At 52.4% G+C, this 17252-nt stretch carries 17 protein-coding genes; 5 read left to right on the top strand and 12 right to left on the bottom strand.

Annotation, left to right across the window (positions count from 1 at the left end; all coding sequences use genetic code 11):
* Positions 1–260 precede the first annotated feature (260 nt).
* The 8 genes from PsW74_RS10490 to pcaD are packed head-to-tail and all read right to left on the bottom strand — an operon-like array spanning position 261 to position 8166.
* Positions 261–1649, bottom strand: a complete 1389-nt coding sequence (locus PsW74_RS10490; protein WP_063288043.1) for a M20 family metallopeptidase — start codon at positions 1647–1649, stop codon at positions 261–263.
* 33 nt (positions 1650–1682) lie between these two features.
* The gene (locus tag PsW74_RS10485; RefSeq protein WP_063288042.1) at positions 1683–2753 is read right to left on the bottom strand and encodes a 3-carboxy-cis,cis-muconate cycloisomerase; all 1071 of its coding nucleotides are present in this window, start codon (positions 2751–2753) and stop codon (positions 1683–1685) included.
* 1 nt (position 2754) lies between these two features.
* Positions 2755–3960, bottom strand: a complete 1206-nt coding sequence (pcaF, locus tag PsW74_RS10480; protein ID WP_063288041.1) for a 3-oxoadipyl-CoA thiolase — start codon at positions 3958–3960, stop codon at positions 2755–2757.
* Entirely contained in the window at positions 3960–4751 is a 792-nt protein-coding gene (locus PsW74_RS10475) for a CoA-transferase subunit beta (protein WP_063288040.1), read from the bottom strand. The genes pcaF and PsW74_RS10475 overlap by 1 nt, the downstream gene beginning before the upstream one ends.
* The gene (locus PsW74_RS10470) at positions 4748–5602 is read right to left on the bottom strand and encodes a CoA-transferase (protein ID WP_063288039.1); all 855 of its coding nucleotides are present in this window, start codon (positions 5600–5602) and stop codon (positions 4748–4750) included. The genes PsW74_RS10475 and PsW74_RS10470 overlap by 4 nt, the downstream gene beginning before the upstream one ends.
* 9 nt (positions 5603–5611) lie before the next feature.
* Positions 5612–6223, bottom strand: a complete 612-nt coding sequence (pcaG, locus tag PsW74_RS10465; RefSeq protein ID WP_063288038.1) for a protocatechuate 3,4-dioxygenase subunit alpha — start codon at positions 6221–6223, stop codon at positions 5612–5614.
* Position 6224: 1 nt separating this feature from the next.
* Positions 6225–6983 (bottom strand): protocatechuate 3,4-dioxygenase subunit beta, encoded by a 759-nt coding sequence (gene pcaH / locus PsW74_RS10460; protein WP_063288119.1) that lies wholly within the window; start codon positions 6981–6983, stop codon positions 6225–6227.
* Complete coding sequence (gene pcaD / locus PsW74_RS30200) at positions 6967–8166, bottom strand: 3-oxoadipate enol-lactonase (RefSeq protein WP_063288120.1); 1200 nt, start codon at positions 8164–8166, stop codon at positions 6967–6969. Before pcaD ends, pcaH begins: the two co-directional genes overlap by 17 nt.
* Before the next feature lie 83 nt (positions 8167–8249).
* On the opposite strand from pcaD, the gene pcaQ reads away from it, so the two are divergent.
* The 5 genes from pcaQ to pobA all read left to right on the top strand — a co-directional run bounded on the left by pcaQ (position 8250) and on the right by pobA (position 13794).
* Entirely contained in the window at positions 8250–9188 is a 939-nt protein-coding gene (pcaQ, locus tag PsW74_RS10450; protein ID WP_208987927.1) for a pca operon transcription factor PcaQ, read from the top strand.
* A gap of 248 nt (positions 9189–9436) precedes the next feature.
* Entirely contained in the window at positions 9437–10471 is a 1035-nt protein-coding gene (locus PsW74_RS10445) for a TRAP transporter substrate-binding protein (protein WP_063288037.1), read from the top strand.
* A 2-nt stretch (positions 10472–10473) separates the two neighbouring features.
* Complete coding sequence (locus PsW74_RS10440) at positions 10474–10986, top strand: TRAP transporter small permease (RefSeq protein ID WP_063288036.1); 513 nt, start codon at positions 10474–10476, stop codon at positions 10984–10986.
* A complete protein-coding gene (locus tag PsW74_RS10435) occupies positions 10986–12341 on the top strand; it encodes a TRAP transporter large permease (RefSeq protein WP_063288035.1) in 1356 nt (451 codons plus the stop codon). The genes PsW74_RS10440 and PsW74_RS10435 overlap by 1 nt, the downstream gene beginning before the upstream one ends.
* A gap of 235 nt (positions 12342–12576) precedes the next feature.
* Positions 12577–13794 (top strand): 4-hydroxybenzoate 3-monooxygenase, encoded by a 1218-nt coding sequence (gene pobA, locus PsW74_RS10430; RefSeq protein ID WP_063288034.1) that lies wholly within the window; start codon positions 12577–12579, stop codon positions 13792–13794.
* 55 nt (positions 13795–13849) lie between these two features.
* On the opposite strand, the gene PsW74_RS10425 is transcribed toward pobA, so the two are convergent.
* From PsW74_RS10425 to PsW74_RS10410, 4 genes are all read right to left on the bottom strand, one after another.
* Positions 13850–14743, bottom strand: coding sequence for an alpha/beta hydrolase (locus tag PsW74_RS10425; RefSeq protein WP_063288033.1), 894 nt, complete (start codon positions 14741–14743; stop codon positions 13850–13852).
* 143 nt (positions 14744–14886) lie between these two features.
* Positions 14887–15558, bottom strand: a complete 672-nt coding sequence (locus tag PsW74_RS10420; protein WP_063288032.1) for an HAD family hydrolase — start codon at positions 15556–15558, stop codon at positions 14887–14889.
* 143 nt (positions 15559–15701) lie between these two features.
* Positions 15702–16259: a hypothetical protein gene (locus PsW74_RS10415; RefSeq protein ID WP_057461494.1), complete on the bottom strand. Its 558-nt coding sequence runs from the start codon at positions 16257–16259 to the stop codon at positions 15702–15704.
* Between the two features lie 120 nt (positions 16260–16379).
* Positions 16380–17186, bottom strand: a complete 807-nt coding sequence (locus tag PsW74_RS10410; protein WP_063288031.1) for a gamma-glutamyl-gamma-aminobutyrate hydrolase family protein — start codon at positions 17184–17186, stop codon at positions 16380–16382.
* Between the last annotated feature and the right edge of the window lie 66 nt (positions 17187–17252).

Here is a 17252-nt window from a genome sequence, read left to right as displayed (position 1 = left end):
GATTCGAACCACCGACACGCGGATTTTCAATCCGCTGCTCTACCAACTGAGCTATCCGGGCACATTCTGCTAGGTCGGTTTGTTTCCCGTCCTGCGAAGGTGAGCGTCTTATAGGGTGCCAAATTTCTCCTGTCCAGCAGGCAAATGCATTTTTTACAAAGAAATCTGTTTTCTCCACTGCCTGCTCACCTTTTTCTCTTAAGCGCCTTAAATCATGAGGGTTTTATCCCAAAATGAGCCTCACGATGGCATTGAATAGCCTAAGTAGGTGCCCCTTTTTCCGAAATATCCCAAAATAGCGCCACCATATTTCGCATGGCATCGCGAGCAACCGGTTTGAGAATATGCTCATTGGGCGCATGTTGCGAACAACCAGCATAAGAATGCGGAACCCAAACGGTTGGCAGGCCCAATGTTTCTGCAAAGCACTCATTAGGCAAGGAGCCAGCAAGGTTTGGCAAAAGGTGGGGTGTCTTGCCACTGGTTTCTTCCAGGGACGCCATCACCATGCGCACCCAAGCATTATCTGGCGAAAGGCGCGTTGCATGAAAGAAGCCGCGATCTTCCTGCCTTATCTCGACATTATTAAATCCATTGGCATCCAGATGCGCACGCAAAGATGGGACGAGACCCTGTACATCCGTTCCCACGACGTAGCGCAGCTGGCAAACTGCGAAGGCATAACCATCAATCGCGTTTACTGGTGCTTCTGGTACGCCGCTCTTCATTGCGAGCACGGCAAAGGAGTTCCAGCCAAACACACGCTCGGCAGGGGTGAGACCCTCCTCTCCCCAATTCTCGTTTATGGTCGGGCCTTGACTATCACCAACGGGAAGATCACTCAGAGCTTCCCTAATGTCTGGTGTCAGGCTGGTTGGGCGCCAACTAGGAATCTGGATTTGACCGCGTTTGTCCGCGATGCAGGAGATTGCATTGGCAAGAATAATGGCGGGGTCTGCAAGCAGCCCGCCCCAGTTGCCTGAGTGATTGGCACCATCACGCAAGTTTACTTGTAGTGTGAATGTTTGCGCACCACGCGCACCGGTGAAGACTGTTGGTGTATCCGATTGCAAGCGCGGCCCGTCAGAGGCGATCAGCACATCCGCTGCCAACATCTGCTTGTGTTCATCGAAGAACTCTTGCAGGCCAGCGGAGCCGGTTTCTTCAGAAGTCTCAATGATCACCTTGCAGTTGAAGCCAAGTTGCTTCTTTTCCTGCAAAAGGCATCCCAAGGCCTGAAGGTTAATGAGATGCTGGCATTTATTGTCAGCTGTACCGCGCCCGTAAATGCGCTCGCCGTCTTCTTCCAGAACGAACGGGTCTCTTCCCCCCATCCAGTTACCGGCTTGTCCGCGCACAACATCTCCGTGCCCGTAGGTCAGAACTGTCGGGAAACTTGGATCTTCGATGCGTTCACCGAACAGGAAGGGGCCGCCAATCGGGTTCGGATTGTCGAAGATGTGCGTTTTGAAGCCAAGACGCTCGAGAAGTGGTCGCATCTCCTCTTTCAGATAACGCATCAATTGGTGTTTTTGGTAGGGTTCCTGACTTTCCGTCGGAATAGCGATTAATCGGGCCAGGTCAGTGAGGAATGCGCCGCTGTCGAAATATGTTTCCGCCCGTTGGATGGCTTCATTGCGACTGGACATTCTCATTCTCCCTTTCAGACTAGGTGCGCGCAGTTAATCACTTAAGGGGGTTCCAATCCACTCTGTTTGTTTCAGCAGCTTTAATGCACTCTGAAGACCAGCGCCCGTTGCAATGCACATGCCGGGCAGGATCATCCACTCCAACGCCCAAGCTGAACCTGAGCGCTCTTGTTCATGCACCAAGGCGCTATGCATCGCAGAGACCTGGGTGCTGTTGTAACGGGCAAGCGTTACCAGTAATTCCGCGTTGATCGGGTTGTGTTTGTGGGCCATGGCTGAGGAGCGTCCACCACCGGAAAGTTTAATTTCCTCAAGGCCCTGTTGTGCCATCAAGGCAACGTCCGTACCAATCTTGCCAAGGCTGCCGGAGATCATGGAGAGAACGTTTGCGTAATCCACCATATTGTCCCGCTGCGTATGCCATGAATGCTCCGGAACTCTCAGGTCCAGCTCTGCCGCCATATGCGCGGCAATAGCAACTGCATGTTCGCCCTGAGCATGGCTTGTTCCTACAGGTCCGCCAAACTGAAGCACTGCAACCTCCGGAGCGACATCGTCTAGCCGTTGATAGTGCCGTTTCAGCGGTTCAATCCATGTGGAAATGCGGTCACCTGCGGTTATTGGCAGCGCGGCTTGCATGCGCGTTCTGCCCATCAGCGGATAATCACTATTCGCCGATTTCACAGTTTCAAGTGCAGCGATGACCGCAGACAAGCGTTTTTGCAGAATTTGAGAGGTTTTTCGCAGAGCTAATGCCAGTGCGGTGTCCATCACATCCTGACTGGTGGATGTTTTGTGGCATTCTCCAGCGTATGGCTCGCCAACGCGCATGCGCAGTTGCTTGATGAAAGCCGGGATTGGCAGGCCATCTTTTGCGACGCCTGCCTTGATCCGCGTTATGTCAGGTGCAAACCCTTTGCAGCCAGCAAGCACAGCGTCCTTTGCTTCGGCTGAAACCAGAGAATGTGCGAACAAGGCCTTGGTGAGAGCCACTTCATAAGCCAGATAGTGATCCAGAGTTGTTTCCAGAGCGAAGGCGCGTTGCACGTCCTCATCTCCAAACAATCCGCTCCACATAGGGTTGGTGAAGAGGCTCACACTCACATTAGTCCCTTTCCAGCGCGATCGCGATGCCCTGACCAACTCCAATACACATAGTGGCCAGTGCGCGTTTTTTGCCTTGCAGGCTCAGTTCCAACGCTGCGGTTCCGGTGATGCGTGCGCCGGACATGCCCAGTGGGTGGCCCAATGCAATCGCCCCGCCATTCGGGTTGATATGAGCTGCACCTGCATCCAACCCCAGTTCGCGCAGAACTGCAATCCCCTGACTTGCAAAGGCTTCATTGAGCTCAATGACGTCAAAATCAGAAGGTTGCAAATTTAACCGCGCGCATAGTTTTTGCGCTGCAGGAGCAGGGCCAATGCCCATAATGCGCGGTGCAACACCGGCTGTCGCTCCGCCAAGCACGCGTGCAATTGGGGTCAGACCATATTTTTTGACCGCTGCTGCAGAGGCAACAATCAACGCAGCAGCGCCATCGTTGACACCTGAGGCATTACCCGCAGTCACGCTGCCATTTTCACGGAAGGGTGTCGGCAGCTTTGCCAGTTTCTCGGCAGTTGTCCCTGCACGTGGGTGCTCATCAGCGGACACGATAATCGGATCGCCTTTGCGCTGCGGGATTGTGACCTCGATGATTTCCTTGGCAAGGCGGCCATTTTCTTGTGCAGCCGCTGCTTTAGCCTGTGAGCTCGCGGCAAACGCGTCCTGATCAGCACGGGAGACACCAAAGTCTTCAGCAACGTTTTCACCAGTTTCAGGCATGCTGTCGATGCCGAACTGCTTCTTCATTTTCGGGTTCACAAACCGCCAGCCAATGGTGGTGTCGAACACTTCGTTGGCACGAGAAAACGGTGAGGTCGCCTTTGGCATCACAAATGGCGCACGGGACATAGATTCCACGCCGCCAGCAATCACAAGATCGCATTCACCTGTCTTGATGGCACGAGAGGCTGCAATGACAGCATCCATACCAGAACCACAAAGGCGGTTCAGCGTTGTCCCAGGCACAGCCTCTGGCAAACCTGCCAGCAGCGCGACCATGCGAGCCACGTTGCGGTTGTCTTCACCAGCCTGATTGGCACAGCCGTAATACACTTCATCAACGGCTTCCCAATCAACTGACGGGTTCCGCTCCATCAATGCTTTAATTGGCAATGCGCCAAGATCGTCCGCCCGAACAGAAGACAGCGCGCCCCCATAACGACCAATCGGTGTTCTAATATAATCGCAAATATATGCCTCAGACATCAGGCCGTCTCCACTCTGTTACCCGCATGCGCCGCCGCCGTTCGCGCTTTTAATGCGCGCAGAACAGACAGTTCCTCCTCAGTCGGCACAGGGGTCTCCTGCAAATCATCCGAGAACCGTACAGCCCAAGACACTGTTTGTTGCACCCGTTCTTTGGTCGTACCCGGATGAAGCGAGACCACTGTCAGCTCTTTGGTAACAGGATCAGGTTTCCAGATGGCAAGGTCGGTAATCAGCAGGGTTGGGCCTTTTGTGGTGATGCCCATACGAGCTCGGTGGTCACCTCCCTCTCCGTGCCCAAAGGAGGTGAAAAAGTCCAGTTTCTCAACAAAACCACGCTTGCTCTGCTTCATGGTGATGTAAGTTTCCTGAGAGGAAGAGGAGATCTCAGGCGCTCCGCCGCCACCCGGCAATCTTACCGTTGGATGGTCGTAGTCACCCACAACAGTGGTGTTGATGTTAGCGAAACGATCAATCTGCGCTGCCCCCAGAAAACCGACTGTGATCTTGCCACCTTGCAACCAGTAGCGGAACATCTCGGTTACTGAAACCGTCGTCAGCGCTGTGTCACAAAGCTCACCATCTCCAATGGAAAGCGGCAAAATATCTGGCGCAGTGCCAATCGTTCCACTCTCATAAATCAGCGTAATATCTGGTGCGTGAGTTAAACGGGCGATGTTACAGGCAGCAGATGGCGGGCCGATGCCCACAAAGCACACATCCGTGTTGCTCAAGGCGCGGGATGCCGCGATGGCCATCATCTCGTCCGGGGTAAAGTCTGGTGCTGTCACGGAGTTACCTCCAGCCCTTTGATGCGGTCAGCAAACACCTCTGGTCCCTGTTTCAGCACGTGTTCTTCCATCCATGCCTGAAACCTCTCACGATCTGCTGCGATCGGATCCCAGTCGATATACGTCTTGTTGTCTCTGCCGTAATACCCTTGCGCATAAGACGGATGTGCCCCGCCGCGCACTTCGCAAATAGCGGAGACGGTCCAGTGTGGCAGGATGCACGCGTTCATATGCGTGTCCAGCTCATCAACCACTTCCTCAACCGTCACAATGGAGTGCGTAGCAGCCAGCACGGCTTCCTTTTGGACACCTACAATTCCTTCAATCAGCACGTTGCCTTTGCGGTCAGCTTTAAGAGCATGGATGAAAGCAACATCAGGACGAATGGAAGGAACAGCAGCTAGTTCCTCACCCGTGAAAGGGCAATTTATTTTTTTGATATTCGGATTTACGCGCTGAAGTTCTGTGCCCATATAACCACGAAACACGGCGCATGGCAGGCCAGCAGCCCCAGCTTCATATGCATTGGCAAGAGCGGCGTGGGAGTGCTCTTCAATCTCGATGGAGCGCGGCCAGCCGTTTTCGATTGAATCACGCACACGTCGCAATAACCCAACACCCGGATTACCCGCGTAGGAGAAGATCAATTTCCTGACCAGCCCCATGCCGATGAGCTGATCATAAATAAGATCAGGCGTCATGCGAATGACAGCGAGTTCATCAATGCCCTGCCGAATAACTTCGTGGGCAGCGGCGTGGGGAATAAGATGCGTAAAACCCTCAAAAGCGGCAGTGTCACCGCTTTTGAGGTATTTCGTGACCGCATCTTTTAAAGACAGAAATTCAGCCATATTTATCAATCAGATATCAAAGAAGACGGTTTCGTTTTCACCCTGAATGTAAATGTCAAAGGTGTAGGTGTCGCCGGATTGCTTCGCGATCAGCGTTGATACGCGCACGCGATGTTCAATACGGCCCAGCACCGGATCAACTGCGTTGGCTTCGTCCTCTTCCGGGAAGTACATGCGTGTATTGAGGCCAATGTTTATTCCGCGCGCAACGATCCAGAAGTTAATATGTGGTGCCTGTGTCCTGCCATCAGGAAACGGAACAGACCCCGGCTTCACAGTCTGAAAGCAGAACTCACCACTTTCCAGATTGACCGGCTGGCGCCCCCATCCAGTAAAGTGGGGATCAGCTTTACCACGCGTTTCTGACGGGCTGTTGAACAGACCTTCACTGTCTGCCTGCCAAATTTCCAGCATGGCGTCTTTCAAAGGCGTTCCGGTTCCATCAAACACACGACCTTTAATGGTAATGCGCTGGCCTTTGGTTTGCAGATTCACCATGCGCGCGCCAAGGTCTTCTTTGAAGATCCCTGTGTTCCCGATGAAGTTCGGTGTGCAGCCGATATGAACGTACGGACCAGCCGTCTGGCTTGGGCTTTCTTTCAGATACTCCAGCTTAGTCATATCAATTGCCCTCCATACGGTTCTCAAACATGGTCGAGCGGCGGCCACGCAGGATGATATCAAAGCGGTAGGCACGAGCGTCCATTGGCACAGAATGGTTCATGTCCAGTTTGGCAACCAGCATCTCAATCGCCGCAGGATCATTGATCGTCCTCACAATCGGACACAGCGGAATGTGCGGATCGCCCTCAAAATACATCTGCGTAATCAGGCGCTGCGCGAAACCGGAGCCAAAGAGAGAAAAATGGATATGGGACGGGCGCCAGTCATTCACCCCGTTTGGCCACGGATACGGGCCGGGACGAACGGTGCGAAAAGCGTAATATCCATTCTCATCGGTTATCACTCGGCCACACCCACCAAAGTTCGGGTCAAGCGGAGCAAGATAGCCATCTTTTTTATGACGGTAGCGGCCACCAGCGTTGGCCTGCCAGACTTCTACCAGCGCATTCGGGACTGGTCTGGCTTCTTCATCCAGAACATGGCCATGGACGATGATGCGCTCTCCATGCGCACTTTCACCAGGCTTGGCATAGTTCTGTACCAAATCGTGATCCAGCTCACCCAGCATGTTGTGGCCGAAGACTGGTCCGGTGGTTTCGCTGATTGTATTTCCGAGAGACAGAAGCGCCTTTTGCGGAGACCGCAACACGCTCGTTTTGTAGTTAGGCGACAATGCCGGAGGATGCCAGTTCCGGTCTCGTGGAAAGAACGGACCAGCATTGGTCGTTGGCTTGCTCATCTCACTCCCCTGACGCATCAAGCTGCGCGAAAACATTTTTGACGACTTTGATGGCGCTGTTTGCGGCTGGCACACCGGCATAAATTGCGGTGTGCAGCAGAGCTTCGCTTATATCTTCCCGTGTTGCCCCGGTGTTTCTTGCGGCCCGCACATGCATGGCCACCTCATCTAGGTGCCCTAACGCAGCGAGAAGCGCAATAGTTACAATGGACCGTTCTCGCAATGTCCAGTTGTGCCGCGACCACACATGCCCCCAAGCCGCTTCAGTGATAAGTTCCTGAAAAGGCGCATCAAAACTGCTCTTTTGAACTTCAGCAGCGTTCACGTGAGTGTCTCCCAACACCCTACGTCGTGTCTGCATGCCTTGTTTGTAAATTTCGCTTTGCCGCAGTTCACGCTGGTCAACCCTGTTTGGCCAACGAGAAATCGCCTGCCGAACAAGATGCGCCAGATACTCAGGTTGCTCCAGACTTGGCAGATGTCCGCAGTTTCCCACCCGCTCATATTTAGCATTCGGAATGAGGCATGCCATCTCCTCAACCAGTTCTGGCGGTGTAGACTGGTCGTCCTCACCAGCAACGCAGAGAACAGGCACGTCAATCTGCGCGGCCTGACAGGTTAGATCAGCGTCCCGAATAGCTGCACATGTGCCGATGTATCCGTCCAAAGGTGTTCGGCACAAAAGATTCCGATATCCTGCAACTGCTTCTGGCCATTTTGCCTGAAAGCCCGCTGAGAACCAACGAGACATCACTGTATCAGCGATCCCCTCCATCCCGTTGGCCTCAATTGCGTTGATACGCTCTTGCCACGTCTGTGCGTCACCGATGCGCGGTGCGGTGTCACACAGGATCAGCCCGCTCACCAGATCAGGCCGGGCGGCCTGCAGCGCCATTGCGATCATGCCCCCTACAGATACACCGCAAATCACTGCATTCTTTATGGACTGGCTGTCCATGAGCGCAGCAAGGTCACGCATATGCAAGTCAATCGAATACCGCTCATCGCCAACACTAGAAAGACCATGCCCACGTTTATCATAGGTCAGAACTTCGCCTTGATGCCCGAGATGAACCAGAAATTCATCCCAAATGCGAAAGTCCGTTCCCAATGAATTAATCAGAACCAGTGCTGGTGCTGCTGACTCTGAATTGGTCTTACTGAAGTGAAGCGTTGTAGAGTTTAATTCTATGAAGTGCATGCGCATCCCCCTAAACGGATCAATTGCATGTCTGTTTCAAAATGAATAATGATATTATCCAGACTAATCATATTGAGATTGTTATGAATAACTTACGCAGATTAAAGCTCAGGCATTTAGAAGCATTTGTGGAAGTGTCTCGCCAAAACAGCGTGAGCCGCGCTGCGGAGGTGCTTCATCTCACCCAGCCAGCCGTCACCCGTACTATTCGTGAACTGGAAGAAATATGCGGGCAGCCTTTGATTGAAAAAGACGGACGCGGTATCCGCATCACTCATTACGGTGAGGTGTTCCTGCGCCACGCAGGCACCAGTCTTGCCGCTGCCCGTAACGGCATCAATGCATTAACTCAGCTCAACTATAGCGACGGCCCAATGGTCCGCATTGGCGCTCTGCCAACAGTGGCTGCATCGCTCATTCCGCAGGCCGTTAAGGCTTTCCTTGATACAGGGTTGCGAAACAGGCTTCATATCGTAACCGGAGAGAACCACGTCTTGCTGGATCAACTGAGAAATGGCGAGCTGGATCTTGTCATGGGTCGTCTGCCAGCACCAGAGAACATGCAGGGATTGGTGTTCGAACCGCATTATCGCGAGCGTGTCGTTTTTGCCGTCGACAAGAACCATCCCCTCGCAGGAAAACCGCAGATCAGCGTGAATGAGCTGGATGCTCATCCGGTGCTAATCCCTTCTGCAACCTCAATTATTCGCCCGTTCGTCGATCGTCTTTTCATTGAGCATGGTATTCCTGAACCAGAGCAGGCAATCGAAACCGTCTCGGACTCATTCGGCAGAGCCTTCACACTGGAATACAACGCGATCTGGATCATTTCGCGCGGTGTGATTGCGCGTGAGATTGAAAGCGGCCAGTTCGTGGAGTTGCCGATTGATACACGTGCGACGGTCGGCTCTGTCGGCCTCAACATGCGCGCTGGCGAAACGCTGGATACGGCGGCCCAATGCTTTGCCGAGATCCTTATGGGACTGAGCGAACAGGAGGAAGTTCGCGCTCCAGCTCACTAAGTCAGAGCAAATTCAAGGTGCATATTGATACCCAATACGGCATGAGAAGCACGGTATTTTTCATTATTCATTTTGAAAAGTATATGTAATTCTCCGATTTCACAGTGGTGATTCCTAAGAATTCCCTTGGCGGATCATCCGGATCGTGATTAAGAATTTGACGGCCTTTGGGAGATGAGACTGCCCCAAGTAGCAGGATCAGGAAGGCTTGTCTGGTTTCGACCATTCTTCAGGAGGGTCACATACTTATGTTTGGTAATTTCAAAGGCTTCTGCGCTTCTACAGCACTTTTGCTTGCCAGTGTTTCTATGGCAGATGCAGCAGAATACACATTTAAACTCCACCACTTTCTAAGCCCCAAAGCGCCAGCGCAGACCAAGATGCTGGAACCATGGGCAAAGGCCGTTGAAGAAAATTCCGGCGGCCAGGTCAAAATCGAGATTTACCCGTCCATGTCACTTGGTGGTCGTCCACCAGAGCTGGTTAACCAGGTTCGTGACGGCGTTGTTGATCTTGTCTGGACCCTGAACGGTTACACACCGGGCTTGTTTCCACGCACTGAAGTCATGGAACTTCCGTTCGTATTCCTGGATGATCCACGCGCGGCAAACCTTGCCCTTTACGACATGTTCAAGAGCGATCTTGAAGTTGAATACAAGGGCTTGGAAGTCATGTTCTTGCACGTGCATGCAGGTGCAGGCCTTCATACACGCGACAAGGAAGTCCGCAGTCCGGCTGATATGGCAGGTATGCGCATTCGTACGCCATCGCGCACCGGTGCATGGGTGATTGAAGCGCTTGGCGCGTCTCCTGCAGCTATGCCGGTTCCTGAGCTGCCAACAGCTCTGCAAAAGGGCGTGATTGATGCGGCATTTATTCCTTGGGAAATCATTCCACCGCTGAAAATTCAGGAACAGACTGAGTATCAGATCGAAGGTGCTGGCAAAGCGCGCTTTGGTACTTCTGTCTTCCAGGTTTCCATGAACAAAGACCGCTGGGAAGGGTTACCTGAAGACATTCAGAAGGCTTTCCGTGATGCATCTGGTCCTGAATGGTGGGCAAAGGTTGGTGAAGTTTGGCGTGCGACAGATGACTTTGGCATCGGCCTCGCTGTAAAGTCAGGCAACAAACACATCACTCTTTCTGAAGAAGAAACAGCTGTCTTTAGAGAAGCTCTGGCTCCGGTCGTTGACAAATGGACCTCAGAAGTCGCCAAAAAAGGCATTGATGGCAACGCGATTGTTGCAAAAGCACAGGCATTGATTTCCAAGCACAGCGAGTAGCTATGGGCGCCTTTCAAAAACTCGGACGCACCGGCATTGCCGGTGCATTCGAAAAACTTATTGTAGCATGGGCACTTACCGGCGGTTTGGTTCTGCTGGCGGTGGTCGCGATAAACATCTACTCCACCCTTGGCAACATATGGGCAGCTCCGTTTCCCGGGGATTTCGAGCTCACTGAGATCGGCGTTGCTATCGCAGTCTTTTCCTTCCTGCCCTTCTGTCAGATCACCGATGCCAATGTCACAGCGGACATTTTTACCAGTAAGGCTGGTCCTCGTTTGAAAGCGTTTCTGGCGTTGATCGCATCGCTCATTGCGTTTGGGTTTGGGTTGTTGCTGTTGTGGCGGATGTACCATGGTATGTCTGATCAAAGAGAGTACGATTACACCACCGCAATTTTGCAGATCCCTGTTTGGTATGCGTATGTACCTGTTTTGATTTCGCTTTTTCTGTTGAGCATTGGGGCGATTATTACGCTGAGTGAAAACACCAGAGAACTGACTCGGAGAACCTGATGGCGGCAAGTCTTTTCATGGGCTTTGGAGCCCTCGCCATTTTGGTGTTCCTCATTGTCATCCGTATCCCGATTGCCTACGCGATGATCCTTGTCGGCGGCGTTGGAATTGCACTTGTCAACGGCCCAATGCTGCTGCTTAGTCAGTTGAAAACATTGGCATATGGCCAGTTCGCCATTTACGATCTCTCTGTCATTCCGCTATTTATTCTGATGGGAGCGCTCGCCTCTAAAACCGGCTTGAGCCAATCCCTGTTCAGAGCGGCCAATGCATGGCTTGGCTGGATGAAAGGCGGCACGGCTATGGCTGCGATTGCCTCCTGTGCCGGGTTTGGCGCTGTTTGCGGATCATCACTCGCGACCGCCTCAACCATGGGCAAAGTCGCTCTGCCAGAGCTGAAGCGTTATAATTATTCATGCGCTTTGGCCACCGGCACGCTCGCAGCTGGCGGAGTTCTGGGCATTCTCATCCCGCCAAGCGTTGTTTTGATCATCTATGCGGTGATCGTGGAGGCGAACATCGTTACTATGTTCGTTGCTGCGTTTATTCCGGGTATTTTAGCCGTTCTTTTGTTCCTCGCGGTGATCGCGCTCTACGTTTTCGTCAGTCCCTCATCTGGCCCAGCAGGTGGTGCCGGAACCCGAGAAGAGTTCCTCGCAGCCTCCCTCGGCGTGCTGCCTGTACTGACCGTTTTCGGACTTGTCATCGGCGGCATCTATTTCGGCTTCTACAATCCAACACCAGCAGCTGCTGTGGGTGTGTTTCTCGTCATGCTGTTTGGACTGCTCCAGCGCAATTTGTCCCTCAGCGATATGATCGAAGCGTTGAAGGAGACAGCAGCGACTTCCGGCATGATCTATCTGATCCTGCTGGGTGCGGAACTGCTCAAGATCTTCATGTCCCGCATTGGCTTGCCGCAGGAGACAGCGGCGTGGATTGCAGGCTCCGGTTTGGAACCCATGACCGTGATGCTGCTAATCCTGCTGGCTCTGATCGCGCTTGGCTGCCTGATGGACAGCATGTCCATGATGTTGCTGGTCATCCCGTTCTTCTGGCCTGTGCTTATGGAGCTGAACGGCGGCATGTATCAGGGCGCTGATGGTGCCGGATATGGCATGAGCACTGAGGACCTGAAAATCTGGTTCGGAATTCTGGCGCTGATCGTCGTCGAGCTTGGGCTGATTACACCGCCAGTGGGCATGAATGTCTTCGTGATTTCTGCTTTGGCAAAAGACACGCCGATGATCCAAACCTTCAAAGGTGTTGCGCCGTTCTTTGGCGCGGAGCTGGTGCGTGTCGCAATTCTGGTGAGCTTCCCAGCGCTAACCCTTTGGCTGCCCAGAGTCCTTTCCTAAAACGCAAAACGACAGGTTGTCTTGGCAGCATTGATTGCTGAGACAACCGAATGGATCAAAGCGCTCTGATAGCAATTTCGCTATAATTTCTGCCTATAAATCAATTTTACATATCAATCATAAACAGCAACACTGAACACCATTCAAACGTGTATTCGCAATCCATTTTACTTCTGACTTAGCGCATACCCCATTGCCGCGATCTGCCAGATGTTTTGAACCTAAGGAATTTTTCATGACCCACCATAGAGATCGTACTCAGGTTGCGATTATCGGCGGCGGTCCTGCTGGTTTATTACTCTCTCACATCCTGAGCGAAAACGGCGTGGACAGCGTTGTCCTGGAACAGCGCAGCAAAGACTATGTTCTCTCCCGCATTCGTGCTGGTCTTTTAGAGACCGGTACAGTTCAGCTGCTCCGCGATTATGGCCTTGCGGAGCGTATGGATAAGAATGGTAAGAGCAAAAAAGGCTCATGGATTACGCGGCAGGGCTTTGAAAGTCATTTCATTGATACGCACAAATGGACTGGCAAGGAGATGATGGTCTACGGCCAGACCGACATAACCGAAGACCTGTATGACGCCCGCGAACGCGCTGGCGGCAACATCATCAACGAAGCCACTGACGTGACCCTTCATGATGTGACCTCTGACAAGCCTTCTGTGACCTACGTGAAAGACGGACAGACCTGTCATCTGGACTGTGACTACATTGCTGGCTGCGATGGCTTCCATGGTGTCAGCCGCAAGACCATTCCTGACGACATTTTACGCACCTATGAGCGGGCTTATCCGTTTGGCTGGCTTGGCATCATGGCAGAAGTGCCACCCCTGCCGGATCTGGTCTATGCCTATCATGAGCGTGGCTTTGCACTTGCCTCACAGCGCAACCGTCTGTTGAGCCGCTATTACATTCAGTGCCCGCTGACAGACAGTGTTATGGACTGGTCCGATGAGCGGTTCTGGGAAGAGCTGATCGCCCGCTTCCCTGCGGATGTGGCGTCAGATATCGTCACCGGACCCTCTATTGAAAAATCCATTGCCCCGCTCCGCAGCTTCGTGGCTGAGCCAATGCAATACGGACGTATGTTCCTCGCAGGCGATGCAGCTCACATTGTGCCACCAACCGGAGCGAAGGGGCTCAATCTCGCAGCCTCTGATGTATTTTATCTCTCACGCGGATTGATTGAACAGATCAAGAGCAATCACTCCGCTCATCTGGAGCGTTATTCCGAGCTGGCTTTGCGCCGTGTGTGGAGCTCTGAGAATTTCTCGTGGCGGATGACGCAGTTGATGCACGTCTTCCCGGACATGAACGGGTTCGATGCCAAAATCCAGCAGAACAGCTATGAGCTGCTGCTGCAAAACGAGACCCAACAGCGAGCGCTGGCAGAAGAGTATGTTGGCTTGCCGTTTGAAGAGCTGGACGCGCTGACTTTATCAGCCGCTTAATCCAGCGATTGGAGAGAGGCCCATCCCTCTCTCCCCACCACGCGAACGCGGCTGACTATTCTGTTTTGTCAGCAATTTCAATAATCGCTGCGGCAAAGGCCTCAGGGTTTTCTTGCGGCAGGTTATGTCCTGTACCCTCGACGAGACGCGCCTCATAATATCCGTTGAAGTTTGTCTCGTGCCCTTTGCTGTGCCGCGGTGGGCTTACGCCATCATTGGCACCAAGCAATGCAATGGCTGGCACATTAATCTTCGGTTGTGCGGTGAGCAGAACCTCGATCTTCTCAAAAGCGGGATCTCCCTCAACCAGCCCAAAACGGTGTCTGTAGGAGTGGATGACAGTCTCAACAAAATCAGGATTGTCAAAGCTCTCGGCGGTTTCGCGGAAGGTTCGGCGAGAAAACTCCCAGGTGGGTGACCATTGCTGCCAGAGCATTTTTGTCAGATCTTCGCGGTTCTCAGTCAAACCATTGCGGCCACGTTCACTCTGGAAATAGTACTGATACCACCAGAGCTGTTCCTCCTCAGGCGAGGCAGGTCGGTAAGCTGCAGGAATGTTCTGGATGTTGTAGGCCACCCCGCCACTCACGAGCCCCCTCACCTTTTCCGGCCAGAGGGCTGCAGCGATGCAGGCTGCGCGGCCACCCCAGTCATAGCCCGCAACAATCGCCTGCGGCAGCTCCAAAGCCACCATCAGTGACCGCAGATCAAAGGCCAATGCGCCTTGCTGACCGGAGCGCGGCGTTTGCGGAGACAGATATTGGGTAGGCCCGTAGCCACGCAAGTAAGGGATGATGCAACGAAAGCCGCGATTGGCGAGGATGACGGAGACTTCGTCATAGCTGCGTACATCATACGGAAAGCCATGAAGCAGAACAGCTGGAACACCTGATTTCGGCCCAACATCCATATAGGCGATGTTCAGCACCCCGGCTTCAATAAACTTCATATGTCCAGTCCCCTATATCGCGCGGTCCCTTGCGCAACACTATAGATCAGGCCTGCTATGAGAAAGTAATAAACTTTCATACTCAAAAGCCTCCGAACAGCCAAAATCGCCTGTTCGGTATGCCGAAAGACCCGAGCCGATATTCAAAAAGCCTTCAATACTCCACTTAACTCTGACAAAGACTGAATTTCTGCATCAGCTCGTATGGGAAGATCTGTGGGCCAGATAGCGCCATTCGGAAACCAAACGGATTTCATTCCAACTGTTTGGGCCCCGGAAACATCAGCCGTTGGAGAGTCGCCAACAAAGACGCAATCTTCAGTCCGCACTGATAGATTTCCAGCTGCAAGTTGAAAAATCTTCGCATCTGGTTTTCGCAACCCAACCGCCTCTGAGATAATGTAGTCGTCGGCGAGTCTGTCCAAATTTAGGGCCAGAAGAGACCTCAACTGTATGTCGGTCCTTCCGTTAGTGACAATTCCGATTTTTGCACCTAAGGCCCTAATTTCACTAAACGCCTCGTTAAGCCCCTCAAACGGCATCGCAAATCGCCATGCGTTTCGCATGTAGTGATCGTATAACTCAGCTGCGAGATTTTGGTCGTCTATTCCAAACTCTTTGAATAGCGTTTGGTACACTTTATATTTTGACGACTTCCCGCGATTGTCGAGCTCCAACAAACGAGCCACGACATGAGAAGGAGTCGGGAACACGTTCGGGTACTGGTTGTTTAACTGGTCTTCTGCGAACGCCTTCAATGAAGACGTGCGAGCAAAAAGCGTTTCATCAAGATCAAATATTACTGCAGAAATCATAGCTGGACTGTGAACACCTTAACGGCAGTTCGTCAAGTTCCGCTTTGGCCACACTCCGCCTGCCCAAGCATACCAGTTGTTGGAGATGGTCAATTCAGGATGACGCATTATTACTCACTGTGAGATTTTTTGGCTTCGCAACATCAGCAAGGAGGAAGCCATTCTGCAAACTCACATTTAAGACGGGCAACTTCTTCTGCATTTTGCATGAAGCAATCGAAGCCGCCGTCATAGGGCGCAAATATGCGCGATGTTTCCCGGTTCATGAGTAGAAAACGCTCTTCATCCTGTGCTGCATCTTTAAGGGCTTCGCGATAGACCTCAGGAAACCAGCGAACCTCATTGCCGTAAAAGCCTATGGTTTCCTCTTCGCCCCATGGGTCATCCTCATACTTCCATTTGAACCAGTACTTCAGACGAAACTGATCAAGAAGCTTGTGACTGTAAGGGAGAGGATACTTATCGAAATTCGGGAAATACGAGATGAAGAGGCAATTCTGCCCCTCCTTTAAAATCCGATTGGCCAGTACCCTGCCTCTGTTAAAGACAATTGCGGCTTCTTCCGGCGTTTCTGCGTATCGTCTTGTATCCGGCAGTGCATGGAACCTGACCCACCTTTCGGGCAGTACATCACGGAGGTAATGGCTATAGGGAGGGAGGTCTCCAAAATAGCCTTTCCATTCATCAATGAACCTTTTCACAATGATACAACCCTGTCTCAACCACTCAGCGGAACCATTGAATAATCAGAGGACACTTAGTTGAGATTGGTTCGAATTTTCCTAGGTAAATAGCTGCAATCCGTTTTGAATTGAGAAGAATTACAGGAACGCCTTCACATCTTCTGTGCTCTGCATGGCCTTAGAAAAGGCCGCAAAAATGCGGGTGGAAACGGGATTGCTCACGGCTTCAAATTCCGCATGCCACTGAATGCCAAGGAAGAACGCTTTGTCTGGATGATGAAAGGCTTCAATCACGCCGTCCTCGGAAAGAGCATCAAGCACCAGCCCGTCTCCAAGCGTCTCAACCGCCTGTTCGTGCAGAGAGTTTACCTGATGGTCGCCTTCACCAAGGATAGAGTTCAGCAGTCCATCCTCCTCAAGGATGAGTTGATGAGCTGCCCCGTATCTTTGTTTTGGTGGCAGCGTGTAGTCGATGGGGTGGTGCAGCGAAAACTCATGGTTCGCATAAAGGTCATTTCGGATGGTGCCGCCGAAAGCCACATTCATTTCCTGCATGCCGCGGCAAATTCCAAGCAGTGGCAGGTCATTTTCAAAAGCGGCACGGATCAGCGCAAATGCGGAAGTGTCGCGTTTGTCATCAAAAGGGCCATGGCTCTCCAAGGTGCCGTCATTGTTGTAATACGCAGGCTGAATGTTGGAAGCATCGCCTGTCAGAATGAGCCCATCCACCAGCGACAGCACATGGGCCAGTTCAGCTTCCCTCAAGAGCGTTGGGATGATGAGAGGGATTGCCCCAACAGCCTGCAATGCGGCTGTCAGGTACTTATCATCAATGGTTTGCGTTCCAAGGCCCGCATCTTCTGAGGAATTCGCCAAAATTCCGACAATGGTTCTTTTATCAGCAGCCACGCTCTGCGGCGTGGTTTTGCCAGTCTTGCTTGTCATAAGCGTATCCCTTCAGGGCACGAAAACTCGTGGCGCACCTACGCGCTCAAAATCAATGGAAGAATA

Source organism: Pseudovibrio sp. W74 (assembly GCF_001623085.1).
In the GTDB taxonomy this organism is placed as follows: Bacteria; Pseudomonadota; Alphaproteobacteria; order Rhizobiales; family Stappiaceae; genus Pseudovibrio.
The sequence above is the reverse complement of the archived record's forward strand: the minus strand, read 5'-3'. Positions and strand labels throughout refer to the sequence as shown.

What these genes read in the sequence shown, in the direction of transcription:
- PsW74_RS10490 (WP_063288043.1), bottom strand. Translation starts at nt 1,649, where the DNA reads ATGTCCAGTCGCAATGAAGCCATCCAACGGGCGGAAACATATTTCGAC.
- pcaF (WP_063288041.1), bottom strand. Translation starts at nt 3,960, where the DNA reads ATGTCTGAGGCATATATTTGCGATTATATTAGAACACCGATTGGTCGT.
- PsW74_RS10470 (WP_063288039.1), bottom strand. Translation starts at nt 5,602, where the DNA reads ATGGCTGAATTTCTGTCTTTAAAAGATGCGGTCACGAAATACCTCAAA.
- pcaG (WP_063288038.1), bottom strand. Translation starts at nt 6,223, where the DNA reads ATGACTAAGCTGGAGTATCTGAAAGAAAGCCCAAGCCAGACGGCTGGT.
- pcaH (WP_063288119.1), bottom strand. Translation starts at nt 6,983, where the DNA reads ATGCGTCAGGGGAGTGAGATGAGCAAGCCAACGACCAATGCTGGTCCG.
- pcaD (WP_063288120.1), bottom strand. Translation starts at nt 8,166, where the DNA reads ATGCACTTCATAGAATTAAACTCTACAACGCTTCACTTCAGTAAGACC.
- pcaQ (WP_208987927.1), top strand. Translation starts at nt 8,250, where the DNA reads ATGAATAACTTACGCAGATTAAAGCTCAGGCATTTAGAAGCATTTGTG.
- PsW74_RS10445 (WP_063288037.1), top strand. Translation starts at nt 9,437, where the DNA reads ATGTTTGGTAATTTCAAAGGCTTCTGCGCTTCTACAGCACTTTTGCTT.
- PsW74_RS10440 (WP_063288036.1), top strand. Translation starts at nt 10,474, where the DNA reads ATGGGCGCCTTTCAAAAACTCGGACGCACCGGCATTGCCGGTGCATTC.
- PsW74_RS10435 (WP_063288035.1), top strand. Translation starts at nt 10,986, where the DNA reads ATGGCGGCAAGTCTTTTCATGGGCTTTGGAGCCCTCGCCATTTTGGTG.
- pobA (WP_063288034.1), top strand. Translation starts at nt 12,577, where the DNA reads ATGACCCACCATAGAGATCGTACTCAGGTTGCGATTATCGGCGGCGGT.
- PsW74_RS10425 (WP_063288033.1), bottom strand. Translation starts at nt 14,743, where the DNA reads ATGAAGTTTATTGAAGCCGGGGTGCTGAACATCGCCTATATGGATGTT.
- PsW74_RS10420 (WP_063288032.1), bottom strand. Translation starts at nt 15,558, where the DNA reads ATGATTTCTGCAGTAATATTTGATCTTGATGAAACGCTTTTTGCTCGC.
- PsW74_RS10410 (WP_063288031.1), bottom strand. Translation starts at nt 17,186, where the DNA reads ATGACAAGCAAGACTGGCAAAACCACGCCGCAGAGCGTGGCTGCTGAT.